The organism is Sphaerisporangium aureirubrum (assembly GCF_042658925.1).
Lineage (GTDB): Bacteria > Actinomycetota > Actinomycetes > Streptosporangiales > Streptosporangiaceae > Sphaerisporangium > Sphaerisporangium aureirubrum.
This window is the reverse complement of the sequence record NZ_JBHSRF010000007.1, coordinates 112,364-134,732: the sequence shown is the minus strand read 5'-3', so window position 1 is coordinate 134,732 and position 22,369 is coordinate 112,364. Positions and strand designations below refer to the sequence as shown.

The window sequence follows — 22,369 nt, the reverse complement described above, 5'->3', positions numbered from 1 at the left end:
GCGACTCGGGAGTCGCCGCAGTCGCCTTCGCCTCGACTGCGACCTGGGGTGTGGTGGCTGGGGAGTGTAAGTCGACGGGATCTTGGCCGGCCAAGATTCGGTCGATGGATCCTGGGGCCCACCGCAGGGCTGCCTCAAAGTCGGCTTTGACAGTGTCGCTGACGCCAGATTGACCTCGGCGGAACCTGCGTAGGTGGGCAGTGGAGACGTTTACCTGGTCTGCGATCTCCTCCCACGAGAGGCGGAGTTCCTTGCGGCGCTGGTTCGTCAGGCGATCGAGACGCGTGGTGCTCTCTTCGCTGACGCTCATCGTGACAGCCCTTCCAGCAATCGTGTTGCGGCTGTGCGCACTGTATCGCACCGTACCGCACATTCCCAGGTGGACCCCCGAAACTGGTCGCTACTGGCATGTCAGGTGCGCACCTGTTTCGCACTGTTGCGCACGTTCGCACATGTGCGCTACGGTGCGCACATGGCACCACCGAGACGCCTGAGCCTCCCCTTCAACGGTGTGCGAGCACGGCACGAACGCGAACAGCGGGGACTGACCGCCGAGCAGCTCGCTCAGCGGTGCGAGGAGGTCGGCGGGCCGCGTTTCGCCCACACCACCATCCTTCGCTGGGAGGCCGGAGTCATTTGCCCCACCGCGCCTAACGCCAAGGTCCTGGCCGACGCACTAGGCGTGACGGTCAGACATCTCTGCACCCCGCCGGACGAGCCGCCCTCCACCGGCACCGCCGACGGACGGAGGGACTGATGTCGGCCTACCGTGACGCGCTCCCGCCCGAACAGCGCCCTCTCTACGACGAGGCCATGACGCGGGCTGGGCTCATCCTGTCCGCGGCCCGGGCCCGGCGTGACTCGCTCCCCGCCGACGAAGCAGCCCGCGAGGCGTACGTCCCGGGTGGCCCGTCGGTCGAGGAGATCACCGCCCTGATCGAAAAGCACCGCGCCGAGGCCCGCGCCAACCTCGCGGCCCGCAGCACCAACGCCGCCTGACCAAGCCCATTCACTCTACGAGGAGTCCCCCATGTTGAACGCCGAGCAGCGCACCGACCGCTACCACAGGCAGAACGGCGCCGAGCGGCTCACCTCGCGCCAGCGCCGCCGCCGGGACCACAAGATCGGCCACCACACGCTCGCCGCCAAGGCGGGCCGCCAGGCCAAGTCCGCGGACCGCGCCGTCACCCGCCGGGCCCGCAAGAACAACTACGCCCCGCAGACCGTCCGGGCCCGCTCCGCCGCGAAGGCCCGCTGACCCCGGACAGCAAACGGGCCCTGACCGGTGGCACCCGGCCGAGCCCGACCCCCGCTCAAGACCCTGACACGAGACAGGAGAGCAGAGGCATGACCAAGCCTAAGACCCTCAACGGTCACGAGTACGCCATCGACATCAAGGGCGGCGGCATGTCCGCCCGCACCGAGCCCATCACCGACCAGGCGGCCGCCAAGGCCCTGCTGACCGACCTGCAGCACTCGTACCCGGACTCGGTCCTGCTGCACCGCCCGGACAGCGGCGTCCACCAGTCCACGTGGACCCCGATCACCGACGACCAGCTCGACCGGATCGCGGTTCAGGCCGCCCTGACCGTGGCCGCCGAGTTCTCCACGGACCTGCCGCTAGTCGACTGGGACGTGAGTAGTCGCCCCTACCGGGTCGGGGCCCTGGAGGCGAGCCCCCACGGTTCCGACGAGGAGAAGCGGGCCGCCTTGGACGCCTTCGCTGAGCGGCTCGGTGTCCCGGTGTCCGAGAGCGTGCTCAAGCACGGGACGAGGCTCGAGGTGCGGGCGACCTACCGGGGTGTTCCGGTGGAGGTCTCGGCGTACGTCGACCGGGTGGAGGCGCCCGAGCAGCCCCAGGTGGTTCCGGCGGTGGCGGCGTGACGTCCCTGCGCGTGATCAAGACGGCCGCCGACCTCCAGCTCGGGGACATCCTGACGATTGGCGGTCGTGACGTGGTCGTCGACGGTCTGGTCCCGGAGACCCGTGAGGCGGCGATCGACTACGGGTCCCGTGAGGTGCGGTCCGGTTCGTGGTGGGACACGTTTCCCGCGAACCAGCCGGTGACCGCCGCCCCGGGGAGCCATCACGAGCAGCCCGCCTGCGTCATGGGTGATGTGTGATGGCGCTGACCATGATCACCCCGCCGGTCTACTCCCTGACCTGCGACGGCGAGGGGTGCTCCGCGGCACTCCGAGACGACTGCGACTGGACGATGCGCACGAAGGCGAAGGCGGCCGGATGGACCGTGCGCCCGAGACGTGGCAAGGGATCGCGAAGCGCGCCGGACCTCTGCTCCACGCACTCCAACACCGGATCGGGGGCCGCCGGATGAGCCGGATGAGCCGGATGAGTGGCCTCCTACACCGCCTCCCCCTCATGGACGAGAAGACCGGCCTGCGGCACGGCCCCATCCGCTGGCCCGACGGCAAACCGCCGCCTATCAGCGGCTGCCGCTGGTGTGGCGCCACCCCCGGCGACATCCCCCCGGACGGCGTCGAATGCCAGGCATACGAGCCGCCGACGGAAACCCAGCGCATCGCCCGCACCAAGGCGCACGCCCGGGCCGGCCTGCTCGACTACACCCGCCGCGAGCTGGGAGTCGCCACGTGAGCGAGACCCAGCACCGCGACCATGCGCGCACGCAGCCCGAGATCGTCGCCCGCATCGAGTCCATCTCGGACGAGGTCGACCCTCTGTGGTTCCGCCGGCGGACCCTGCTCGGCGCCCTGGATCTCGAGCACGCCCGGCCGTTCATCCCCGGCGCCGTGATCCCTGACTGGGAGCCGGTCAGCGACCTCCGCGGCGTCGCGAAGGACCTCTACCTCAAGGCGCTCGGGCACCTCCTGGGTCACCGCGCCGACCTGGCGAGCCTCGTCCCCGAGAGGCTTGGGGAGTACGCCTGGCTGATCGGCGGGGACGACGCGTTCAGGGCGATGGACGAGGCGCCGTACACGCGGTACGGCGCGCCGAAGGTCCGGGCGTTCGCCACCGGGGTGGGCCTGATCTGGCCCCACGACCCCGCGCTGGAGCGCCTGGCGGCGGGGGAGCCGTGCCACCCGAAGTGCAGCAGGTGCCTGTCATGACCGGCCTGATCGGGCGGATCCGCGCCCACCGCGAGGCCCGCGCCGAGGCCCCGACCAACCGTGAGATCGACGACTACCTCACCGCCGCCCGCGGCGGCCCGCTGTCGCCCCGGCCCCCATACAGCCCCGACGCGGCCACACAGCAGGCCGCCTGGCGTGCGCAAATGGCCGAGGCTCTCGCCCCGGAGGTGACCCACTGATGTCCGAACGGGCTGCGTACATCCGGGGTCTGTGGATTCTCGCGAAGCTCTATGCCGACTACCCCACGCTGCCGCCGGGCTGGCCCGCCCAGGAGATCAACCTGCACCAGTACGGACGCACGGCACTACCCCTGGCCGAGCAGATGTACCTGGCCGTGGCCGTCATCGAACGGATGGACGCGCCCGCGATCAGCCTCCACCTCAACCGTGGCGCTCCCACCGCGTGGCTGTTCGTGCGTGGGGACCTGGCCGGCCTGCCCGTGCGGATCAAGATGTGGGCCGATGACGTGTGCGAACGGCGGCCGCAGGAGCGGTTGAAGCGCGACCGGTGGGTGTGGCCGCCAGCGGTGGTGAATGCCGTGAAGGCCCGTACCGTCGCGGCCGCGAATGCCCGTACCGCCCCGGATGGTGGCCTGTGACCCGCTGCTGGTGTGCGGACCCTAACCGCACCGAGGCCGAGATGTTCCAGTGCCCCGCTGGCGAAGCGGGCGAGGACTGCCTCGCGCATGACTACCTCGCCACCGGTGGAGCCCTGGGCCAGGTCGGTGACTGGCCGGGCAACCCAATGCCCGTGCCGGATCTGACGGACCTGCAGGACGCCATTCAGGCCGCTCGACGCGGGCGCTCCCCGGCCCGGCCCGCCGCGCTCGCCACCAACACCACGGTCGGCCGCCCGTGACCGACCAGATGCCCAAGCGCGCCGCCTGCCCGACCTGCCTAGAGCCGAAGGTGCAGGTCAACCAGGACGGCCGCTTGCGCAAGCACAAGCCGATCGGCGCTGTCCTGCCCTGCCTGGGCAGTGGCACGCCGATCGGCACCGCCCGCATCCCGCGCCGCTCCAAGTCCGGGTTCTACAAGGACTGGGAGACCGGCGAACTGCTCCGCTCGGTCACCACGATTCTCAACCAGGGCTCCCCCAAGGAAGCCCTCATCCACTGGGCCGGGAACCTCGTCGCCGAGACCGCGATGGAACACCTTCCCGAGCTGGTGCGCGCGTCCCGTGACCCGGACAGCGAGAAGGAGATGTACGACTGGCTCCGCCGCGCCCACACCCGTAAACGGGACGAGCGCGCCGACCTCGGTACCGCGGTACACCAGATCATCGAGGCCAAGGTGCTGGGCACCCCGATCCCCGATGACGTGCTCGACAACCCCGAGATGCAGCCCTACATCGTGCACTTCGAGGAGTTCGTCTCCGACTGGCAGATCACGTTCACCGCCTCGGAGATGGTGGTCGCCGACTACGAGCACAAGTACGCCGGCACCCTGGACTACCTGCTGACCTCCCCGCTGCTCGCCGCCGCCCTGGGCTGCCCGGCCGACATGGACATCGCGGGGGATACCAAGACCGGCGGCGAGCTCGACGAGCGGACCTCCGACGGCAACATCCACGGGGTCTACCCCGAGGCCGGTGTCCAGATGTCGGCGTACCGCAAGGCGCGGTACGGCTGGCTCCGCGACGGGACCCGGGAGGAGTTGCCGCGCCGGCACGACGTAGGCGTGGTGCTGCACCTGCGGCCGCAGGGCTACCGGCTCTATCCAGTGCGCTGCGGCGATGACGTGTTCGCCGCGTTCCTTCACATCCGCCAGGTGGCGGAGTTCCAGACCGGCCCGGCGAAGAACATCGTCGGCGCCGCCCTCAAGCCCCCGTCCACCTCGGCGCGAAAGGCCGCATGATGCCCGGACGCATCCTCACCCTCCAGCGGCAGGCCCGCGAACTCGGCCGACTCCGTACCGGCTACACCGACACCAGCGGCCCCAAGGCCCGCCCGGTCCGCTCCCAGACGTGGATCGTGACCAGCCACGCCGAGCATTACGTCCAGGCGGCCGCCGAGGTGTGGGGCGGCACGGTGGAGAAGTGGCAGCCGCTCGGCAACGGCGCGGAACAGTACCGCGCGATCACTGAAGCCGTTCACCTCGACGCGATCCTTCCGCCCGGTGACCCGCTGTCGCAGGCCTACGAGATGTGGTCCAAGGGCGGGGCGCAGCGGCGCTGCGACGGGATGACCGAGAGCCTGGCCGATCGGCCGTGCCTGTGTCGGCAGCAGTTCGGTGACGCCTTCTGGGAGACCGCGCCGAAGGACGGCGCGTGCAAGGTGACCACCCGGCTGAACGTGATTCTGCCGGAGATGCCGGACATCGGCGCGTGGCGGGTCGAGACCCACTCGTACTACTCGGCGAACGAGATGGCGGCCGCCGTCGACGTGCTCAAGGGATCGATCGGGGAGGCCGCGCTGATCCCGGTGCGGCTGCGGATCGAGCAGCGCACCCGGGTGGCGAAGGGGAGGACCAAGCAGTTCCCGGTGGTCGCGGTCGAGCTGCGTGGCGGGACGGCGGGCCAGGTTCTGGCGGGGTCGGTCTCCACGGTAGCGGTCGGTTCCGGTCAGCGTGCCGAGCTCGGGGCGACGGCGGGGCAGGTGGCGATCGAGGGGCCGCAGCCTGCCCCAGCCCAGGTCACCCCGGAGGCCGTCCTCGCGGCCGCGCGGAAGGCGACCACGGTCAAGCAATGGCGGGAGATCTGGCAGATCGCCGCGGACGCCAAGCTGACGCTCGGCGAGGAGCGCAGGGCCGAGCTGGTGGCGATCGGCGTACGGCTGAAGGCCGCCGAACAGGACACATCCACCCCCGCACCCGTCGCCACCGGATCGGATGGCGAGCCCCTGGACGCGGACCTGCTGTGGCAGCAGATCGTCGCGCTGGCGCCGTGGCAGATGTCGGAGCTGCGCACGCAATTCGCGCAGGCGATGGGCGGGGTGCCGCACGACAAGGCCACCGAAGAAGAGCTGGAGATGTTCCTGCGCCGCCTGAAGGCCGGCGATTTCACCAAGCCCAGCCCGGCCGACGATTCGGCCGAGACCGACGAGCCCCCCTTCTAGGACATCGCCATGACCTCCACCGCAATCGCGACCCGGCACGTCGTTTGGTTCGGCCCATCGCGCAACCGTGTCGAGGTGGTGCTTACGGAGCCGCCGCCGAAGGACACCCTCGACCCCCGCTACGCCGCGTGCATCACGCACCGGACAGCCTGTGACTGCCGCGAGGCCGGGCTCGCCGAGGACATCGCCGAGTACCGCGGCGAACTCACCCACATCAAGAGTGCTTTCGAGGAGGTCCTGCTCGGACACGCCACCTGGGTCCATGGCGCCGACGAGGCGACCGGGCGGCAGCTGCAGTGCAAGTGCTCCGGCTGCGTCCTCGCCCGGCGCCTGGGCTTCGGCTTATCGAACACCGTCGAGCTCGACCGGCCCGCCCCGCGCCCCGCGCGTCCCATCCTGCCGTTCCTGCGCAAGGACAAGAGCGAGGTGCCGTTCTGATGGTGTACGAGTTCGACCGCCGCCAGTTCCTCGGCATGCCCCTCGCCTGGTACCGGTACCTGTCCCAGGACACCACCTGGGTGCCCAAGGGTCGGCCGCCGGCGCCGATCGCGGAGATGGATGCGGCATGGCGCTACAACGCCGCGAACTGGCTGCTCAGGCAGGCTAAGCGGCTCGCGGGCTACTACGAGCTCGGCGAGATCGCGCACATCTTCACCAGCACGGCGCCCACGGTGGTCGCCGACAAGAACGGGCATCCGGTCCCGAGACCCGAAGTCCTCTATCTCGCTCCGAGGGGTGAGATGGCGCAGGACGCGTTCGAGCGGGAGTGGGCGACGGCCGCCGAGCAGCGGAAAGCGGACCCGGATGCATGGCTCAGGTCGACGCCGCTCTACCGGGCGCTCGTCGCCGACTTGCCCGCCGACGTGGCCGAGGCCGCACGGCACTGGTCGACCTGCGCGGCCCGTGTCGGCAAGGACGCATGCGACTGCTGGAAACGGCACATCACCGAGTGCACCATCCACCGGCTCCGTGACATCAGCGCGCCGTGCCACTGCAACGACCTCTCCCCGGTGTGGACGGACGACTGATGGCGGCCAAGCAGCGCTGGTACCTGGGGCCCCTGCTGCCCTGGGATACGGAATCAACGGGCGTCGACGTCGAGACCGATCGGATCGTCACCGCCGCGCTGGTGTGGATCCGACCGGACGAGAAGACCATGATCAAGCACCACCTGATCGACCCCGGCGTCCCGATCCCGGCGGAAGCCATCGCTATCCACGGCATTACCAACGAGCGTGTCGCCGCCGAAGGCCGCCAGCCCGAGGGGGCACTGGAGGAGATCGCTGACGATCTAGTCGACGCGCTCAACGCCGGATGGCCGCTGGTCGGGATGAACTGTGTCTACGACCTCACTCTCCTAGATCGCGAGCTGCGCCGTCACGGTCTGCGCACCCTGGAGGAGCGCCGCGGGGGTGAGCCGATCGCCCCTGTGATCGACGCCATGGTGCTCGACAAGCTCGTCGATCCCCCCCTCCGGGGGAAGGGTCGCCGGCGGCTCACCGCGCTGTGCGAGATCTGGGGGGTCCGGCTGGATGGCGCGCACGATGCGCACTTCGACGCGCTCGCCGCGGCACGGGTGGTGTGGAAGATCGCGCGCACGCACCCGGAGATCGGCGAGATGTCGCTGCCTGACTTGCACGCGCTGCAGGTGAAGGCCCGGGCGCAGCAGTGCGCCGAGCTGCGGGCGTACTTCGACTCGGTCGGCAAGCCCCACGACGGTGTCCCGGGCGAGTGGCCGATGCTGCCCTACCGCGAACGAGCGGCCGTATGAGCCGCAGACGAGCCCCGCGCCGCCGCAATAGGCGCGGGGCCCACCCGATCACTACGGAGCACAACATGATCGATCGTAACGGCGTGCACAGGCCGCCCTACCCCAACTCCCCGTTCTTCGACTCCGGCAGCCCGGCCGAGACCTCCACGATCGAGGCCGCCACTATGCCGTCGGCGCCGATCGAGCACGACGACTCCTGGCCCGGTGACAAGGCGCGGGACATCGTCGTGCAGGCCAACCGGGAAGCTGCCGAGCAGCATCTTCGCAACTCCGAGCAGCACCGTGCGGAGGCGGAACGGTTGAGTGCTCAGCTCAGCGCGCTGTCCCCCGACTACGAGGCCAAGCGCGTTGCGTTCGAAGAGGTGAGTCGGCAGGTCAACGACCTGGCCGAACAGCAGCGGCAGGCGGCGGGGCTGGCAGATCTGGAGAAACGGGCCAGTGAGGCGCTGTCGGCGGCCGCTGTCGCGTTGCGGATCGTGCCGCTGACGGCGCCCCGGGGGGACGTGATGGTGGCGGCTGTGACGACCGAGGGCCCTACGCTCGGCCGACATCTTTGCCCGCCGCCGTGCCGGCAGCCGATGCGGTGGACCGAGGAGAACGGCTACATCCACGACACGCCGAGCGGCGAGGTGCAGGCGGGCCAGCTGTGTCAGCTGCGCAGCGTCGCGCAGGACGCGCAGGCGGGGGTGGTGCGGTCGTGAGGGACTTGATCAGCGTCGTTGGTCTGCTGGCGGCCGTAGCCGGCGTCGCACTTGCGTACCGGCCGCTGCTGCGGCGCCGGGTGCTGGACGCGCTGACGCGGTACGCCGTGGTGGTGCTGTGGGTAGCGGCCGCGGTGAAGCGGAGCCTGCGGCCTCAGCGTCGCCTTCCACGGAACGCCGTCCGTAGAGAGCGGCCCGCATGAGCGTTCAGTCTCCGCCCAGGGCGCCGGCTATCGGTGAGCTGCTTCAGCTGCGCGCCAAGGTTCAGCAGCTGCTGACGACTCAGACCGCCCTGGTCGAGCTGATCGACCACGTCGCGGTCCCGTCGCTGGCGTATGTCGAGGCCCGGCATGACTACGACGACGCCGCCCGGCTGAACCTCCGGGCCGGTGTTACCGAGGCGCTGTGCCTGGGGCTGCCGGACGCCGAGGCCGAGGCGGTGCGGGCTCAGCGCGAGCTCGCTCCGTTCCGGCCCCAGCTCGACGACGCCACATGGGGCGCGACGGGCGGTGACGTGTGATGCGGCCTGGGCTGTCCGCGCTGGTGGCGCTCACCGTGGCGGCCGCGGCGCTCGTGTTCGCGCTGCTGCAGGGCTCCTCGCCGTGCCCGCCGGGCCGGCCGACGCCCCGCCCTGCGCCCGCCCCGACTGTGATCCAGGCCGCGACCGTGAACGGAGGCTCCGACTGATGACCTTCACGAACGAGGAATCCCAGTCCGTTTTCGATCTGCTCGGTTACGTGCTGGGTGAGCCCAATCTGGCTGGGCCGATCCCGTCTGCGGTGGCGCGCGACGCAGCGGTGCTCCTGGGTGGCAAGGCGTACAACAAGATGTCGGCGGGGATCCCCGAGGACCGGATCCGCGGGCTATGGCCCGGCCTGGAGCGCGCCCTGGGTGACCCCGACGTCACCAGGTGCCGGATCTGCGGGTGTACCGAGAACGCCGCGTGTGAGGGTTCCTGCTCCTGGGTGCCTGACCCGCTGGTGAAGGGCGACCTGTGCTCGGCGTGCGTCGACCGGGCGTGGGAGCTCGTCGGCGCGATGGGCGGCCTGATTCGTCCCGAGCATCATCCGGTGCTGCAGGCGCTGTACAACCTCTACGCCGCCTGGCGGGAAAGGCTGCACGCCGACCACCCGCAGGCGATGGACCAGGTCGCCCGCGCGACCGAAACCGTCCTGGGCACCCTGCCCGGTGACCTGCTCGCCAGCCTGCAGGAGGGGTGGGAACACGCCGAGGCTGTCGCGACCACCGACGAACCCACCGAGGAGCGCGGCACGCAGCCGCCGTGCTGGTGCTCCGAGCACGGCCAGTGCCCCACCCACGCCGCGGCGGTCACGCCATGACCGTCATCGGCCAGGCGCAGGGGATCGAGCACGGGACCCCGAGGGGCTACCGACAGCACCGCTACCGCAAGGTCCTGATGTGCGACGACTGCTTGGAGGCGAACCGTAAAGCGGTCGAGGCGGAGCGCGCCGCCAAGCCGCGGTTCGCCTCGCCGGAGCAGGCCGCCTGGTACGGCGGGCGGTTCACGTCCAGCCCCGACGCCGCAAGCAAGCCGCGTGACGTCCGCCGCGCCGCGGGCGACTCGGTGCCGGCGGGCATGATCCTCGGCCGTGACCTAGCGGTCGGCGACGTCATCGACTTCTTCGGCCGGACCTACCCCATCGACCGATTCGAGCCGTACTTCGGCTCTCTGCTCCCCGCGCTCGGCACGGGCACCCGCATCGCAAGGAGCGGCGACTGGGGCATCACCGCGGGCCCCGACGCCGCGATCCCCGTCCTGCCGCGCCCGCGCGCGACCACTACCACCACGATCAAGAAAGCCCCCGCACCGTGAGCACCACCACCCTCGCATGTCTCTCCCCGGCTGACGTCGACCAGGACGACCGCCCTCTGCTGCTGCTTGACGTCGACGGCGTCGTGAACCCCCAACTCCCACGCTCGAAGGCGTGGAGAAGGTACCGCTGCGTCGTCGACAACGAGCGGTACAACGTGCGGCTCAATCCAGAGCACGGCGAGCAGCTGCTCCGGCTATCCGAGCGGGCCGGGGGGCAGCTGGTGTGGGCGACGTCCTGGGATCACCACGCCAACGTGCACATCGGACCCCGGCTCGGGCTGCCGCGGCTGCCGGTCATCACGATGGACCACGCGTCGCAGTGGAGAACCTGGCACGACCCGCTCGTGATGTACAAAACCCCGAAGGTCGCCAGGTACGTCGCCGGGCGGCCGTTCGTGTGGTTCGACGACGACTTCCGCGCCGGCGACCAGCTGCACCTGGAGGAGCACCCGGACGTTGGGGAGTTCCTGCTGATCCATGTGGATCCCCGACGTGGGCTTACCACGGAGCACCTGGCCGAGGCCGCCGACTGGCTGGCCGAGCGGACGGGCGGCGACCAGTGAGCCCCGAGGAACTCGGCCAGGTGTGGCACTACCTGCAGACCCACCCGGCCGACACAGGGATCATCCTGCTTCTGCTGCTGATCCCCGTGCTCATCATCGCGGCGCTCGCCGCGTACGCGTGGAGCACCGCGCGGCGGCGCCGGCGCACGGACCGGCTGTACGTGGGCAACATTCCCTGGCACCCGGAGTCGCTGGTCCGCGACCTGGGTCCCGCGGAGGAAGCGGCCTTTGAGGCGCTCGTCGCCCAGCTGCCCAAGCTCGACCGGCGGTGGGTGCGATGACCCTTCCGCAGTGGCTCGTCATCGTCGGCGGTGTGTTCGCGTTCTTCGGTGTGGTCTTCGTGGTGTTCCTCGTCGCGCTCGGCGTAGGCACGATCCGAGGAGATCGTGCCGCCGCACGCACCCGTCTCGCCGCACCTGCGCCTCGGTGGCCTGTCCGAGTCGTCGACAGCGCGCGAGAGGACTCCCTCTGATGCAGCAGCTGTTCGGCATCTCCGGCGTGATCGGCCTGGTGGTCGCCGGCCTCCTTCTCTTCGTGCTCTTCCGGCGGGGCCACCTGGACGACGTGCGTCTTCCTGCCTGGGCAGGGGCGCGGCTCGACAGGTGGCTGGCGCGCGGGAAACGAGGCCGCCGATGATCTTCCTGGTCGTCGCCTGCTTCTTCGTCGCGCTCATGATGCTCGCCGAGCGCGCGAGAACCGGGCGGATGAAGGTCGGCGACATCGAGGGCTCCCGGAGGGCAGCCACCTGGGCGAAGGTCACCGGCGTGTGCGGGATCTGCGCCGCGCTACTGGCACTGGTGGTGCTGCAATGACGCCACGTGTGGTCGGCCTCGACATCAGCCTGACTGCCAGCGGTATCGCCAGCAGCACCGGCTGGGCCGAGACGGTCGGCGCCGGCGGCATCACCAAGCTTCCGGTCTGGGACCGACGCGACGCTCTGGTTGGTCTGGCCGGCGAGATTTGCGCACTGGTCAAGCAGCCAGACTTGGCTGTCCTGGAGGCCAACGCCGCCGCGGCCGCCTATGGCGGCGCCTCTGAGCGGGCGGGTCTGTGGTGGCTGGTCGTGGACCGGCTGCGCATGGCGGGTGTCCCGGTCGCCGCGGTGACCCCTGGGCAGTTGAAGCTGTACGCGCTCGGCAAGGGCTCGGGTACGAAGGGCGCCGTCATCGAGGCGGTGACGCGCCGCTGGCCCGAGTTCCGGACCGGCGGCGACGACGACCTCTGCGACGCCGTCGTGCTCTGCGCCATGGGACTCGACCACCTGGGCGCGCCGCTCGCCCCCATGCCCAGGCCGCACCGGGCCGCGCTCGACAAGGTCGCCTGGCCCGAGGCGGTGACCACCTGATGGGCATCACTCAGACACGCGCTGCCCTCTCGGCTGACACCGATCAGCAGGTCCGCCAGCACCTCCAGCGCCACCCCACGGCCAGGATGACCGCCAACGAGATCTCCCGCGCTCTCGGCCGCGGCGCTGGCGGCAGGAACGGTGTCGTCGCCGCACTTCGCCGCCTGGCCGACGCCCGTCAGGTGATCTGCACTGAGGTTCCCAGCCCGTACGGCTCGCGCGCCATGCAGCTCTGGCAGGTAGACGTGATCGCGGCCAGGAGCGAGGCCCCATGAGGAGAAGGACGCCACCCCCCATCGTCACGTGCGTCTGCTGCGGCGAGGAAGGCCCGCACGGTGCCCGGAACCTGCGGAAGACCTGCTACGACCACCACAAGGCGAAGTTCGCCCTCCACAAGTTTCCGCCGAGCCGTCAACCTGCAGAGCCTTGGGCCCCGAGCAGCCAGAGCGCGCTCTCCAAGGTGCAGGACTACGACCGCCTGGTCGCTGACGGGGTGACGGATCCCGAGATCCTGGCCAGCCGCATCGGCTGCTCTGTACGTCACGTCACGCGCCTCGCCAGCGCATCCAAGGCCCCTCAAGCAGCGCGCGAAAGAGGCGACCTCCCGGAAGTCGGCAAAAGCGTGCTCAGACCCTTGAGTGTCGCACCACCGCACCCCAGCGATCTCGACGACGACACTCCGGCCTGCCGTGGCACCGACCTTGCGATGTGGTTCCCAGGGAAGGGCGGGGGCAGCCAGGACGCCAAGAACACCTGTATGTCCTGTCCCCTGCGTGGTCCCTGCCTCGACTACGCCCTGCGTTACGCCGTCGACGGCATCTGGGCTGGCACGAGCCGCAAGCAGCGCAACGAGGAGCGCAAGAAGCTGGGCATCACGGCGAGCCCTGTCATGCCCAGCCGCGTGGTCCCGGCCGCCCGGAAGCACCGCCCCCGGCCGGCGAACGTGGCGTTCCCTGGGCTCGCGCACGGCCCGTTCTCTGTGACGGTCCGCCGGATCCCGCCCCGGCCCGCCCCCGCGAAGACCCCCAATCCGCTGTCCGGGCCCAGCCCGTACTGGCCCGCCCGGTCCCCACGCGCCGCCGCGGCCGCCGACACCGCCGAGCGCACCACCGCACGCCTCGCCCGCCCTGAGAGGACCACCGCCGAGTGACCCGAATCGACCTCAGCACCACGGACCTGCACGAGCTTCTCGTGCCGGTCCTCCCGCACGCCTCCACCGGCAAGGACGACCCCCACTACAACATCGTCCGCCTGCAGGTCACCGACCGCGTGCTGTACGCCGTCGCGACCGACCGGTACACCCTCGGCGCCACCCGCCACCACCTCGGCGACGCGGACCCCGCCAAGATCGCCATCAGCGTCGTCGACGCCCGGAACATCCTGCGGACCTTCAAGCACGCCAAGGACTATGACCCGCGGCTCACCCTGATCATCGACCAGCTGCAGCTGCCCTCCACCGACAACGCGACACCCACAGGCCTCAGCCTGCGCGTCGACTCCGAAGACGGGCCCCGGCTCACCGTCCAGGCCAGCGCCGCGCCCCACATCGCCTGGCAGCCCATCGTCGCGAAGGCGTTGCACCGGTCGCGGACACCGGTGTCGCCCGCCGTGCTCCTCACCCCCCAGTACATGTCGCGCTGGGCCCGAGCCGCCCACAAGTGGGACCACCTCACCGTCCTCGGCGGCCGCGCCCGTGACCCGCTCGTCGTGCTCGTCGCGCACCGCTTCATCGGGCTGTGGATGCCCGTCAGCGGGACCGACGACTTCGACCCCGAGCGCGCCCTGGACGGTAACCCCTGGCTCGAGGAACTCGCCGGCGGCGACGGCGAGGTTGAGGAGCTCCTCTTCCCAGCCGCAGCGCCGGACGCCGGGACCGACCTCGACACCGACCTCCTGGTGCAGGCGGCCGAGCTGATCGTCACCACGCAGTTCGGGTCCACCTCCATGCTCCAGCGCAAACTGCGCGTCGGGTTCTTCATGGCCCGGCGCCTCATGGACCTCCTCGAGGAGCACGACATCGTCGGCCCCGCCGACGGCACCAGCGCCCGGGAAGTCCTGATCGACGGACTCGGGCTCGACGACGCCGTCGAACGGATCCGCGCCGGCGAGGTCGAGACGGCGGGGGAGGACGTATGACCCCGGCCCAGCTCTACAGCCTCGCCCGTGCCGTGTCCGGCACCGGCCCGGCGACCCTCACCTTCGTCACCCACGACGATGGGAAGCACCACTACGCCGCCTGGCCCTACGGCTGCGTCCACGTGCCCACCCCGATATACGCAAGGCTCGGTCACCCCCGCGATGGCACCCACCAGATCCTTGCCCGCGGCGCACTGCAGCCCGTCGAGATCCCGCGGTACGACCCGGACTTCGTCCGTCGGGTGATGCTTCCGCACCTGGATCAGGCTGACCGGGTCCCGGTCGCCGAGTCGGTGTGGGTGCGGCAGCTCAGCGCCACCGTGTATCACCGGCTGATCCGCCGGCTCGACGGCCACTACTTCGAGGTCGATGAGAAGTTGTTCCAGGCCTGGTCGCAGGTAGCCTCCGGGCCGCTGTGGCAACTCGCCGGCGGAGTCCGCAAGCCGCTGGTCTGGGCGTCCAGCGAGGTCGCTGCCCAGCGGGAGCGCGCCACCGCGCTGCTCATGCCGATCCACACCCTGGAAGAACCCAAGCCGCCGTCCCTCGACGAGATCGGGCCTGAGCCTGAGCCCGCCGAGCGTAGGGCGGTGACCTGATGGGTGGCGTGTTCGCCAAGGTCATCGTCGTGCTGGGCGTGTGTGTCGGCGCCGTCGTCCTCATCGCGCAGCTGTGGCGGGTGGGGGACCGGCCCTACCAGCCGCCCGGCGGAGAACTGGTTCGCGGCCGCCGACTCGAAGCCCGTCTCCTCGCGGGACTCGTCGCCGTGGTGGCCGCCGGCGTGGTCACCGCTCTCCTCACATGGCCAACAGGGTGACGCCGTGCAGCGCAACCCGCCCCTGACCCTCGCGCTCCTGCTGTTCGCCCTGACCCTTCTCCTTCTGTTCTGGAGCTGACCATGTGGAAAGCCATCGCCCCCATCGGGGTGGCCGCCGCGCTCGTGATCGGCGTGATCGTGACCGTCTGGCTCGTCACCCGTCGCGAACGCGCCCGCCAAGACCGCCTGCAGCGCCAGCGCGACAAGCGGTTCCTCAACGACCTGCTCACCCGGCAGCGGGAAATCGCCGCCGCCACCGCCGATCCCGAAGCCATCGCGCTCGTCGGCGAAATCACCACCCATCTCAACAAGGAGAACTGATGTTCCGCCGTCTCAAGATCGCCTTCCTGATCGCGTTAGGGGCGATTGTCCTCATAAGCGCCACCGGGTGCTCCGGTGCGTCCGTCAACACCGAGCCGGACGAGGTGTCCATCGTCTACTCCGCGGCCCGCGGCTCCGCCACGACGTTCTCCAAGTGCGTCGGCGCGTCCTCGCGGGCTGGGGTCAGCACCAGCGACAACTCGTGGACCTACCCCGCCGGGCAGCGGACGTTTGATTTCTCTGGCGGAGACGGCGCTGAGTCCAAGCCGCTGACCGTGGTGTCGAAGGACAACGTCCAGCTCACCGTGCCCGGTTTCTCGACGTTCGCTCTCAACACCACGTGCAGCGTGCTGAAGCAGTTCCACGAGCGGATCGGCCTGAAGTACGGCGCCTTCTTCTACGGCACAGAGACCGACACCGCGGACTCCGACCACCCGGACGAGACCGGGTGGGTGCGGATGCTGAACGTGTACTTCAAGCAGCCGCTCGACCGTGCGATGGACGCCGCGTCCCAGGAATTCGAGTGGAAGAAACTGTTCAACGACCCGGCGACCAAGCAGCAGTGGGAGCAGCGGGTCGGGCAGCTCGCCGGCCAGTTCATCACCGAAGCCGGCGGCGGGCAGTTCTTCTGCGCACCGAACTTCATCCCTGCGGGCCCGCAGACGGCGGAGGAGATGAAGGCCTCGAAGGCCCCGGAGAAGCCGCAGGACTGCGGGCAGATCGGGATCACCCTTCAAAAGCCCGTACCGCCGCAGGTCCTGGTAGACGCGATGGCCACCGAGCAGGCCGCGAAGCTGCAAAACGCCGCCCAGCAGCAGATCAACACCAAGGTCGACACCGAACTCCAGTCGATGGAGAAGCTCGTCAAGCTCCTCGGCGCACAGGCGTATGTCCTGCGCGAGGCCATCAAGGACGGCCGCGTCCAGGTGGTCATCACCGACGGTGGCGCCGTCAACGTCACGCCGAAGAACTGATCTACCCCTGCTGATCTCCGCCGGGCCCTCGCTGATCGGGCGGGGCCCGGCGCCCCCACATCCACCGGAGCCGACGTGCCCACCTCCACCCCCACCCCAGTCAAGGCGGCGCCCAAGGGCCCGGCCCGCCGCCGCTGCGGCGCACCCGGCTGCACCACCAAGATTCCAGCCGGTCACATCATGTGCGGCCCCGACTGGGCCCTGCTCCCCGCCCTGCTCCGCCGCAATGTCCACTACGCCCACAAAGGCCGCGAGCTGGACCGCGACTCCTACCGCGCCGCGCTCCGCCAGGCCCGCCGAGCCGTACAAGCCGCCAAGAACCGCATCACCACCCCGGAGACCGCCCGTGCCTGAATCGCCCCTTGTCGACCCCTCACCGATCAGGGGCCTCAACATGACCACCCAAGACAACGCCGCCCCCTTGATGTTCGATCCGCAGCCGCACCTGCACATCGGGGACCTGCTCGACCTGGACCACCTCGTCGAGACCCTCCGCCAAGGCCTGATCAGCGAGAAGCGCCACCCCACCGAGCCACTGCGGATCTACAACTACACCGAACAGGCCATCTACCGGCAGGCCTGGACCGCCGTCACCAGGCTGTGCCGTGGCCTGGTCGTCGACGACCACGGGATCATCGTGGCCCGCCCCTACCAGAAGTTCTTCAACCACTTCGAGTCGCACGCCGGCACGCTCGACCTGAGCGCACCGGCCGAGGTCATCGACAAACTCGACGGGTGCTTCCCGCGCGGGACCACGCTCAATCTGTGGGGCGGCGGGACGATCACGATCGAGGAGGTCGTGAACAAACGACTGCCGGTCACGCTGGTCGGGATGGACGAGCAAGGCGACCTCGTCCCCGCCACGGTGACCGATTGGCACAAGAACGGCCGCAAGGATCACTGGCTCGATATCGAGGTAGCTTGCCGGGTCTCCCGTGCGTCCGGCGCCGCTGGCCACGCCAACCGGCTACGCGTCACGGTCAACCACCACGTCATGGTCAACGGCGAGTACCGGCCGGCGTGCGAGATCAAGCCGGGGGACACGGTCATCACGCAGACGTGGCGGCCAAGTGACGAGGTACTTCGGTTGGCCCGCGCGTCGCTCCTCGGCGACGGCTGCCTCATGCCTTCAGCTTCGAAGCCCGGGCAGGCCAGGTATCAGGAGGTGCACAGCGAGAAGCAGGCCGAGTATGTCGAATCGCTGCGCAAATCTCTGGGTGACTGTGGCGCCCGCCGTTCCGACACCCGATCGGGCCACGGAAGTCGCCTGCTCTGGGCGGGCTCGCGCGAGTACGAGGGGCTGGGGGATCTGTGGCGCGAGTGGTACCCAGACGGCGTCAAGCGCGTCCCGGCCGATCTGTCATGGATGGACGATCACGCGGTCGCAAAGTGGCTGATGGACGACGGCCACCGCCAGCAATTCAAGGCGCAAGCCGACCGCATCTCCTTCGCCACGCACTCCTTCCAGGAGGAGGACGTGCGCCGTCTCGGCGAGCGCCTGTGCGAGATGTACGGCATCAGCTACCACCTCATACGAGATCGGGGTTGGTCCCTCGTCATCAACTCCGGACGCCGTCAGCAGATCCGGGCCATGTGGCAGGCCATCGCCCCGCATGTCCATCCGTCGATGCGCTACAAACTCCCCGAGCGGTACCGAGAACTGCCGTACATCGAGCCCACCCCCGGCCACGAGATCGTCGTGCCGAAGGAGGCCCGGGTTGTCACGGTCTCGCCGGTCGAGCCGACTGAGCGGAACTTCCCCAGCGGCCGGACCGGCTATGACATCACAACCACGACGCACAACTACTTGGCGCGCGGTGTGCTCGTCCACAACAGCCTCGGGATTCTCTACCCGACGTCGGACGGCTACGCGGTCGCCACCCGCAGCTCGTTCACCTCCGAGCAGGCCATCCACGCCACCACGGTGCTCCGGGAACGGTACGGCGACTTCGAGCCCCCAGACGGGATGACGGTCCTCGTCGAGATCATTTATCCGGAGAACCGAATCGTCTGCGACTACGGCGGCGCCGACGACCTCTTCCTGCTCGGCGCTGTCGACATCGCCACCGGCACCGTCGTAGGGCCCGACTGGGTGTCGGGCTGGCCAGGGCCGCAGGCATCAGTGTTCAACGTGCGCAGCCTGGCGGACGCGCTCGCGATGCCTCCACGCCCCGGCGCCGAGGGCCTGGTGGTCCGCATGCTCGACACCGGCCACATGGTCAAGATCAAACAGGAGGACTACCTCCATCTGCACGCGGTCCTCGGCCGGCTCACCGCGCGTGCACTGTGGGAGTTCTGCGCGGTCAACGCCTGCAAGGACTTCATCACCACCCCCAAGAGGTGGAACTCCTACCTCGACATGGACCCGGCGACCGGCGCCCGGGTGCTGCAGATAGGCCCCGACTGGCTGCGCACGCTCCTGGAGGACCTCCCCGACGAGTTCCATGCCTGGGTGGTGGCCAAGGTCGACGGCTTCCACCAGGAAGCGGCCAGGCTCACCGCCGAACTCCGCGACCTCGCCGAGCTGGCGCGTTTCGTCTACGGCGACGACCGCAAAGGCATGGTCGCCGAACTGCGCGACCACCCGCACTACGGCGCGCTGTTCCTGCTCTACGCCGGCAAGGACATCACCACCCACGTCTGGAAGGCCCTGTACCCCGGCGTGGAGACCCCATGGGCCCGGCCGGAGGCCGCCGTATGAGCACCTTCATCATCTGCCGCGGCCTGCCCGCCAGCGGGAAGACCACCTGGGCCCGTGCCTGGGTCGCCGACGCCCCCGGCGCACGCGCCCGGGTCAACCGCGACGACATCCGCGCCGCCATCCACAACGGCGCCCACATCGACGGCGTCACCGAACCCCGGGTCAGAGCCGTCCGCGACGCCCAGATCCTCGCCCTGCTCACGGCGGGCAGCGATGTCGTGCTGGATGACACCAATCTGTCCGACGACACCGTGCGACACCTCGCCGACCTCGCCCGCTCGGCAGGCGCAGGCGTCCACCTTCAGGACTTCACCAACGTCCCCCTGCAGGTCTGCATCGACCGCGACGCCGCCCGGGATCCCCGGGTCGGCGAGGACGTCATCCGCGGCATGCACACCCGCTACCTGCATGGCCGGGACCTCCCGCTCCCCATGCCCGAGGGCCTGGTCGCGACCGCGCTGCGCCCTTACGAACCCGAGCCCGATGCGCCACGCGCGGTGCTCGTCGACATCGACGGCACCCTCGCCCTGCGCGACGACCGCGGCCCATACGACTGGGACCGCGTCGGCGAGGACCTCCCCAACCGCGCCGTCATCGCCGTCGTCTGCGCGCTGGCGGCCGCCGGGCACCGGATCCTGTTCGTCTCCAGCCGCCCCGAGGGCTGCCGCGACGCCACCCTTCGGTGGCTCCACCAGCACGTCGCCGTGCGAATCTCGGGCCTGCACCTGCGCAGACCCGGCGATCAGCGCCCCGACTACCAGGTCAAGGCCGACCTGTTCGACGCCCACGTCCGCGACCACTACGACATCGTGTGCGCCCTGGAAGACCGGCGCCGCGTCGTGGCTATGTGGCGGGCGCTCGGCCTCACCGTCCTGCAGGTCGCGGACGGTGACTTCTGATGGCCTCCAGCCCGGTCGACACCATCGCGATCGACTTCGACTGCATCGCCTCCGTCACCAGCGACGGCAACCTCGGCGCACCCGCCCCCGGCGCCCTCGACGGCCTGCGCGCCCTGCAGCAGCGCTACGCGGTGTACATCCTCACCAGCCGCGACCCCGAACAGGCCCGCGAATGGTTCACCGACCTCGGCGCGAACGTCACCCTCGACGAGACCTGCGACACCTGCGAAGGCAGGATCACCCCCACCCCATGCGCGGAATGCGGCGGCCACGGGCTCTGCCACGCCTGGCGCGACCAGCGACGCATCCTCATCACCAACCACAAGCTCCCTGCGGACGCCTACCTCGACGCCCACGCCATCAGGTTCATCAGCTGGACTCAAGCCCTGCGCGACCTCCTGCCCGACCAAGCCCGCGAGGCTCAGCACAACCGCATCGTCGACGCCTGGATTCGGGCGTGGCCTGACCTGGACCCGGCGCACCTCGGGAAGTTCGCCACCCTCGCCCTCGACGCCATCGACGGGCGGGTGTCATGACCGACCTCGACCAGCTCGCCCTCGACCCCACCAACCCGGCCGCCGTCGAGCAGCTGCTCCGCCATGCCCGGGCCCACGCCACCACGATTATCCGCAGCCGCCTCCGCCGGCACCCCTACCTCGTCGAGGACGTCGTCCAGGACACCGTCATCGCGACCTGGACGTGCCTGCCCCGCTGGCGCCCGGACCGCCCGTTCCTCGCCCTGGTCACCCGCATCGCGGTCAACATGAGCGTCAACGCCCTGAGAGCGCTCCGCCCCACCGTCCCCCTGGAATCGGTGGACTTCGGGCTGCTCGCCGACGACGCCCCAGACCTCGCAGACATCGCCGCGGTGAGCGACATGTACGCCCGGGCGCAGGTCGCCATGCAAACCCAGCTGTCCGATGTCGACCACCGACTGCTGCGGCTCCGCTTCCTCCACGCCCTGTCGAGCGTCGAAGCCGCCCACGTCCTAGGCCTCACCCACGGCGCGGCCCGCCTGAGGCAACACCGCGCGCTGAAGAAAGTCGCCGCCCATGTCCACTGAACCCACCCTCGATGACCGGGTATACGCCGCCGTCGAACGCGCCATCGCCGAGAACTACCACGGCACCCCGGTCAACCCCAGCGCGATCGCCACCCTCACCACGCTCGCCACCCGGGCCGCCCTCGACGAGGTCGCCGACGGCCAGGCCCGCAGCGACCTCGGCGGCTACACGGTCGTCGATGTGCCCGGCGTCGGCGAGACCCGGGCACAGGGCCATCCTGACGCTCGCGGCCGCCAGGCCCACAGCGAGATCATCCGGGCCGCGCAGCGCAAGGCCAGCGCCGAGCTCAAGGCCGCCGGGCTCCGCGAGTTCGCCGGCTACCTCGACGCCCACCCGCTGCCCATCCCGGTCCGATCCAGCGTGTACGCCCAGCTCGCACGTGAAAAGGCCGAAGCCCTCGAAGCCGGTGAGGCCCTGTGATCCGCCGACCACGCCTCGACGGCACCACCCGGCACCTCGACGTTCTGCTCCTCGTACTGCTCGCCGGCACCACCGTCGACGTGGCCACCCTCCAGCGCCTCATCCAGGTGAAGCTCCGCCGCATCCGCCGCTGGCTCACCCACCTCCACAACAGCGAGTGGCTCACTACCACCCAGCAACCCCCGGCCCGGCCCGGTGACCCCTCGCGCACGCTGTACCGCCTGACCACCTACGGCCGCGGCGAAGCCCTCACGGTCCTCGGTCTCCAGGCCAGCCCCGACGAGATACCGACCGAGGTCCTCCCGATCCCCGGCGCGCCATGCGGCCCCCGCCGCTGCCCCGAACGCGACCGCGCCACCGAATACCACGACCGCCTGCTCTACCTGCAGGGCCTGAACATGGCCGCCGACTGGCCCCGATCCCGACGCCCCCGCGCAGAAAGCACCCCCCGATGAACCAGACCGATGAACGTCTCCTCACCTCCGGCGAGGTCGCCACGCTGTTCCGCGTCGACCCCAAAACCGTCACGCGCTGGGCCGCCGCCGGCCGCATCACATCTCTTCGCACCCCCGGCGGACACCGCCGGTACCGCGAGAGCAGCGTCCAAGCCCTCCTACGCGGAGAGCCGGAGCCGGGTGCCTGACCGCACCCCCACCGCGCCCCC

43 protein-coding genes are annotated in these 22,369 nt (G+C 70.1%); all 43 read left to right on the top strand.

Going from position 1 to position 22,369, the window contains the following annotated elements; genetic code table 11:
* The first annotated feature begins 472 nt into the window (after positions 1–472).
* The 43 genes from ACFP1K_RS07890 to ACFP1K_RS07680 all read left to right on the top strand — a co-directional run bounded on the left by ACFP1K_RS07890 (position 473) and on the right by ACFP1K_RS07680 (position 22,348).
* Entirely contained in the window at positions 473–757 is a 285-nt protein-coding gene (locus ACFP1K_RS07890; RefSeq protein ID WP_380748525.1) for a helix-turn-helix domain-containing protein, read from the top strand.
* A complete protein-coding gene (locus ACFP1K_RS07885) occupies positions 757–999 on the top strand; it encodes a hypothetical protein (RefSeq protein WP_380748523.1) in 243 nt (80 codons plus the stop codon). The genes ACFP1K_RS07890 and ACFP1K_RS07885 overlap by 1 nt, the downstream gene beginning before the upstream one ends.
* Positions 1,000–1,030: 31 nt before the next feature.
* A complete protein-coding gene (locus tag ACFP1K_RS07880) occupies positions 1,031–1,258 on the top strand; it encodes a hypothetical protein (RefSeq protein ID WP_380748521.1) in 228 nt (75 codons plus the stop codon).
* 89 nt (positions 1,259–1,347) lie between these two features.
* A complete protein-coding gene (locus ACFP1K_RS07875; RefSeq protein WP_380748519.1) occupies positions 1,348–1,884 on the top strand; it encodes a hypothetical protein in 537 nt (178 codons plus the stop codon).
* Positions 1,881–2,123: a hypothetical protein gene (locus ACFP1K_RS07870; protein WP_380748517.1), complete on the top strand. Its 243-nt coding sequence runs from the start codon at positions 1,881–1,883 to the stop codon at positions 2,121–2,123. Before ACFP1K_RS07875 ends, ACFP1K_RS07870 begins: the two co-directional genes overlap by 4 nt.
* A complete protein-coding gene (locus tag ACFP1K_RS07865) occupies positions 2,123–2,335 on the top strand; it encodes a hypothetical protein (protein ID WP_380748515.1) in 213 nt (70 codons plus the stop codon). The genes ACFP1K_RS07870 and ACFP1K_RS07865 overlap by 1 nt, the downstream gene beginning before the upstream one ends.
* Positions 2,336–2,349: 14 nt before the next feature.
* On the top strand, positions 2,350–2,613 hold the full coding sequence (locus ACFP1K_RS07860; RefSeq protein ID WP_380748513.1) for a hypothetical protein: 264 nt from the start codon (positions 2,350–2,352) through the stop codon (positions 2,611–2,613).
* Entirely contained in the window at positions 2,610–3,086 is a 477-nt protein-coding gene (locus tag ACFP1K_RS07855) for a hypothetical protein (RefSeq protein WP_380748511.1), read from the top strand. Before ACFP1K_RS07860 ends, ACFP1K_RS07855 begins: the two co-directional genes overlap by 4 nt.
* On the top strand, positions 3,083–3,286 hold the full coding sequence (locus ACFP1K_RS07850) for a hypothetical protein (protein ID WP_380748509.1): 204 nt from the start codon (positions 3,083–3,085) through the stop codon (positions 3,284–3,286). Before ACFP1K_RS07855 ends, ACFP1K_RS07850 begins: the two co-directional genes overlap by 4 nt.
* Positions 3,286–3,705, top strand: a complete 420-nt coding sequence (locus tag ACFP1K_RS07845) for a hypothetical protein (RefSeq protein ID WP_380748507.1) — start codon at positions 3,286–3,288, stop codon at positions 3,703–3,705. The genes ACFP1K_RS07850 and ACFP1K_RS07845 overlap by 1 nt, the downstream gene beginning before the upstream one ends.
* Positions 3,702–3,965, top strand: coding sequence for a hypothetical protein (locus ACFP1K_RS07840; RefSeq protein ID WP_380748505.1), 264 nt, complete (start codon positions 3,702–3,704; stop codon positions 3,963–3,965). Before ACFP1K_RS07845 ends, ACFP1K_RS07840 begins: the two co-directional genes overlap by 4 nt.
* Positions 3,962–4,963: a hypothetical protein gene (locus ACFP1K_RS07835; RefSeq protein ID WP_380748503.1), complete on the top strand. Its 1,002-nt coding sequence runs from the start codon at positions 3,962–3,964 to the stop codon at positions 4,961–4,963. The genes ACFP1K_RS07840 and ACFP1K_RS07835 overlap by 4 nt, the downstream gene beginning before the upstream one ends.
* Positions 4,960–6,162, top strand: coding sequence for a recombination directionality factor (locus ACFP1K_RS07830; RefSeq protein WP_380748501.1), 1,203 nt, complete (start codon positions 4,960–4,962; stop codon positions 6,160–6,162). The genes ACFP1K_RS07835 and ACFP1K_RS07830 overlap by 4 nt, the downstream gene beginning before the upstream one ends.
* Before the next feature lie 9 nt (positions 6,163–6,171).
* Complete coding sequence (locus ACFP1K_RS07825) at positions 6,172–6,600, top strand: hypothetical protein (protein ID WP_380748499.1); 429 nt, start codon at positions 6,172–6,174, stop codon at positions 6,598–6,600.
* Positions 6,600–7,190, top strand: coding sequence for a hypothetical protein (locus ACFP1K_RS07820; RefSeq protein WP_380748497.1), 591 nt, complete (start codon positions 6,600–6,602; stop codon positions 7,188–7,190). The genes ACFP1K_RS07825 and ACFP1K_RS07820 overlap by 1 nt, the downstream gene beginning before the upstream one ends.
* On the top strand, positions 7,190–7,933 hold the full coding sequence (locus ACFP1K_RS07815; RefSeq protein ID WP_380748495.1) for an exonuclease domain-containing protein: 744 nt from the start codon (positions 7,190–7,192) through the stop codon (positions 7,931–7,933). The genes ACFP1K_RS07820 and ACFP1K_RS07815 overlap by 1 nt, the downstream gene beginning before the upstream one ends.
* A gap of 65 nt (positions 7,934–7,998) precedes the next feature.
* Complete coding sequence (locus tag ACFP1K_RS07810; protein ID WP_380748493.1) at positions 7,999–8,634, top strand: hypothetical protein; 636 nt, start codon at positions 7,999–8,001, stop codon at positions 8,632–8,634.
* A complete protein-coding gene (locus tag ACFP1K_RS07805; protein WP_380748491.1) occupies positions 8,631–8,837 on the top strand; it encodes a hypothetical protein in 207 nt (68 codons plus the stop codon). The genes ACFP1K_RS07810 and ACFP1K_RS07805 overlap by 4 nt, the downstream gene beginning before the upstream one ends.
* A complete protein-coding gene (locus tag ACFP1K_RS07800; RefSeq protein ID WP_380748489.1) occupies positions 8,834–9,154 on the top strand; it encodes a hypothetical protein in 321 nt (106 codons plus the stop codon). Before ACFP1K_RS07805 ends, ACFP1K_RS07800 begins: the two co-directional genes overlap by 4 nt.
* Positions 9,154–9,321 (top strand): hypothetical protein, encoded by a 168-nt coding sequence (locus ACFP1K_RS07795; RefSeq protein ID WP_380748487.1) that lies wholly within the window; start codon positions 9,154–9,156, stop codon positions 9,319–9,321. The genes ACFP1K_RS07800 and ACFP1K_RS07795 overlap by 1 nt, the downstream gene beginning before the upstream one ends.
* Positions 9,321–9,974 carry a hypothetical protein gene (locus tag ACFP1K_RS07790; protein ID WP_380748485.1) on the top strand — a complete coding sequence of 218 codons (654 nt, stop codon included), beginning with the start codon at positions 9,321–9,323 and terminating at the stop codon, positions 9,972–9,974. The genes ACFP1K_RS07795 and ACFP1K_RS07790 overlap by 1 nt, the downstream gene beginning before the upstream one ends.
* A complete protein-coding gene (locus tag ACFP1K_RS07785; protein ID WP_380748483.1) occupies positions 9,971–10,468 on the top strand; it encodes a hypothetical protein in 498 nt (165 codons plus the stop codon). Before ACFP1K_RS07790 ends, ACFP1K_RS07785 begins: the two co-directional genes overlap by 4 nt.
* The gene (locus ACFP1K_RS07780; protein ID WP_380748481.1) at positions 10,465–11,031 is read left to right on the top strand and encodes an HAD domain-containing protein; all 567 of its coding nucleotides are present in this window, start codon (positions 10,465–10,467) and stop codon (positions 11,029–11,031) included. Before ACFP1K_RS07785 ends, ACFP1K_RS07780 begins: the two co-directional genes overlap by 4 nt.
* Complete coding sequence (locus ACFP1K_RS07775; protein ID WP_380748479.1) at positions 11,028–11,312, top strand: hypothetical protein; 285 nt, start codon at positions 11,028–11,030, stop codon at positions 11,310–11,312. Before ACFP1K_RS07780 ends, ACFP1K_RS07775 begins: the two co-directional genes overlap by 4 nt.
* Complete coding sequence (locus ACFP1K_RS07770) at positions 11,309–11,503, top strand: hypothetical protein (protein ID WP_380748477.1); 195 nt, start codon at positions 11,309–11,311, stop codon at positions 11,501–11,503. The genes ACFP1K_RS07775 and ACFP1K_RS07770 overlap by 4 nt, the downstream gene beginning before the upstream one ends.
* Positions 11,503–11,667 (top strand): hypothetical protein, encoded by a 165-nt coding sequence (locus ACFP1K_RS07765; RefSeq protein WP_380748475.1) that lies wholly within the window; start codon positions 11,503–11,505, stop codon positions 11,665–11,667. The genes ACFP1K_RS07770 and ACFP1K_RS07765 overlap by 1 nt, the downstream gene beginning before the upstream one ends.
* Complete coding sequence (locus ACFP1K_RS07760; RefSeq protein WP_380748473.1) at positions 11,664–11,843, top strand: hypothetical protein; 180 nt, start codon at positions 11,664–11,666, stop codon at positions 11,841–11,843. Before ACFP1K_RS07765 ends, ACFP1K_RS07760 begins: the two co-directional genes overlap by 4 nt.
* Positions 11,840–12,376 carry a hypothetical protein gene (locus ACFP1K_RS07755; RefSeq protein WP_380748471.1) on the top strand — a complete coding sequence of 179 codons (537 nt, stop codon included), beginning with the start codon at positions 11,840–11,842 and terminating at the stop codon, positions 12,374–12,376. Before ACFP1K_RS07760 ends, ACFP1K_RS07755 begins: the two co-directional genes overlap by 4 nt.
* Positions 12,376–12,651, top strand: coding sequence for a hypothetical protein (locus ACFP1K_RS07750; protein ID WP_380748469.1), 276 nt, complete (start codon positions 12,376–12,378; stop codon positions 12,649–12,651). Before ACFP1K_RS07755 ends, ACFP1K_RS07750 begins: the two co-directional genes overlap by 1 nt.
* Positions 12,648–13,526, top strand: a complete 879-nt coding sequence (locus ACFP1K_RS07745) for a WhiB family transcriptional regulator (RefSeq protein WP_380748467.1) — start codon at positions 12,648–12,650, stop codon at positions 13,524–13,526. The genes ACFP1K_RS07750 and ACFP1K_RS07745 overlap by 4 nt, the downstream gene beginning before the upstream one ends.
* Positions 13,523–14,512 (top strand): DNA translocase FtsK, encoded by a 990-nt coding sequence (locus ACFP1K_RS07740; RefSeq protein ID WP_380748465.1) that lies wholly within the window; start codon positions 13,523–13,525, stop codon positions 14,510–14,512. Before ACFP1K_RS07745 ends, ACFP1K_RS07740 begins: the two co-directional genes overlap by 4 nt.
* The gene (locus tag ACFP1K_RS07735; protein ID WP_380748463.1) at positions 14,509–15,108 is read left to right on the top strand and encodes a hypothetical protein; all 600 of its coding nucleotides are present in this window, start codon (positions 14,509–14,511) and stop codon (positions 15,106–15,108) included. The genes ACFP1K_RS07740 and ACFP1K_RS07735 overlap by 4 nt, the downstream gene beginning before the upstream one ends.
* A complete protein-coding gene (locus ACFP1K_RS07730) occupies positions 15,108–15,326 on the top strand; it encodes a hypothetical protein (protein WP_380748461.1) in 219 nt (72 codons plus the stop codon). Before ACFP1K_RS07735 ends, ACFP1K_RS07730 begins: the two co-directional genes overlap by 1 nt.
* 81 nt (positions 15,327–15,407) lie before the next feature.
* Complete coding sequence (locus tag ACFP1K_RS07725; protein ID WP_380748459.1) at positions 15,408–15,647, top strand: hypothetical protein; 240 nt, start codon at positions 15,408–15,410, stop codon at positions 15,645–15,647.
* Positions 15,647–16,621, top strand: a complete 975-nt coding sequence (locus ACFP1K_RS07720; protein WP_380748457.1) for a hypothetical protein — start codon at positions 15,647–15,649, stop codon at positions 16,619–16,621. Before ACFP1K_RS07725 ends, ACFP1K_RS07720 begins: the two co-directional genes overlap by 1 nt.
* Positions 16,622–16,696: 75 nt before the next feature.
* Positions 16,697–16,975 (top strand): hypothetical protein, encoded by a 279-nt coding sequence (locus ACFP1K_RS07715; RefSeq protein ID WP_380748455.1) that lies wholly within the window; start codon positions 16,697–16,699, stop codon positions 16,973–16,975.
* A 40-nt stretch (positions 16,976–17,015) separates the two neighbouring features.
* A complete protein-coding gene (locus ACFP1K_RS07710; RefSeq protein ID WP_380748453.1) occupies positions 17,016–19,322 on the top strand; it encodes a hypothetical protein in 2,307 nt (768 codons plus the stop codon).
* On the top strand, positions 19,319–20,221 hold the full coding sequence (locus tag ACFP1K_RS07705) for a phosphatase domain-containing protein (RefSeq protein ID WP_380748452.1): 903 nt from the start codon (positions 19,319–19,321) through the stop codon (positions 20,219–20,221). Before ACFP1K_RS07710 ends, ACFP1K_RS07705 begins: the two co-directional genes overlap by 4 nt.
* Positions 20,221–20,757, top strand: coding sequence for a hypothetical protein (locus tag ACFP1K_RS07700; protein WP_380748450.1), 537 nt, complete (start codon positions 20,221–20,223; stop codon positions 20,755–20,757). Before ACFP1K_RS07705 ends, ACFP1K_RS07700 begins: the two co-directional genes overlap by 1 nt.
* Positions 20,754–21,284: an RNA polymerase sigma factor gene (locus ACFP1K_RS07695; RefSeq protein ID WP_380748448.1), complete on the top strand. Its 531-nt coding sequence runs from the start codon at positions 20,754–20,756 to the stop codon at positions 21,282–21,284. The genes ACFP1K_RS07700 and ACFP1K_RS07695 overlap by 4 nt, the downstream gene beginning before the upstream one ends.
* The gene (locus ACFP1K_RS07690) at positions 21,274–21,705 is read left to right on the top strand and encodes a hypothetical protein (protein WP_380748446.1); all 432 of its coding nucleotides are present in this window, start codon (positions 21,274–21,276) and stop codon (positions 21,703–21,705) included. Before ACFP1K_RS07695 ends, ACFP1K_RS07690 begins: the two co-directional genes overlap by 11 nt.
* Entirely contained in the window at positions 21,702–22,160 is a 459-nt protein-coding gene (locus ACFP1K_RS07685) for a hypothetical protein (protein ID WP_380748444.1), read from the top strand. Before ACFP1K_RS07690 ends, ACFP1K_RS07685 begins: the two co-directional genes overlap by 4 nt.
* The gene (locus ACFP1K_RS07680) at positions 22,157–22,348 is read left to right on the top strand and encodes a BldC family transcriptional regulator (RefSeq protein WP_380748443.1); all 192 of its coding nucleotides are present in this window, start codon (positions 22,157–22,159) and stop codon (positions 22,346–22,348) included. Before ACFP1K_RS07685 ends, ACFP1K_RS07680 begins: the two co-directional genes overlap by 4 nt.
* Positions 22,349–22,369 lie beyond the last annotated feature (21 nt).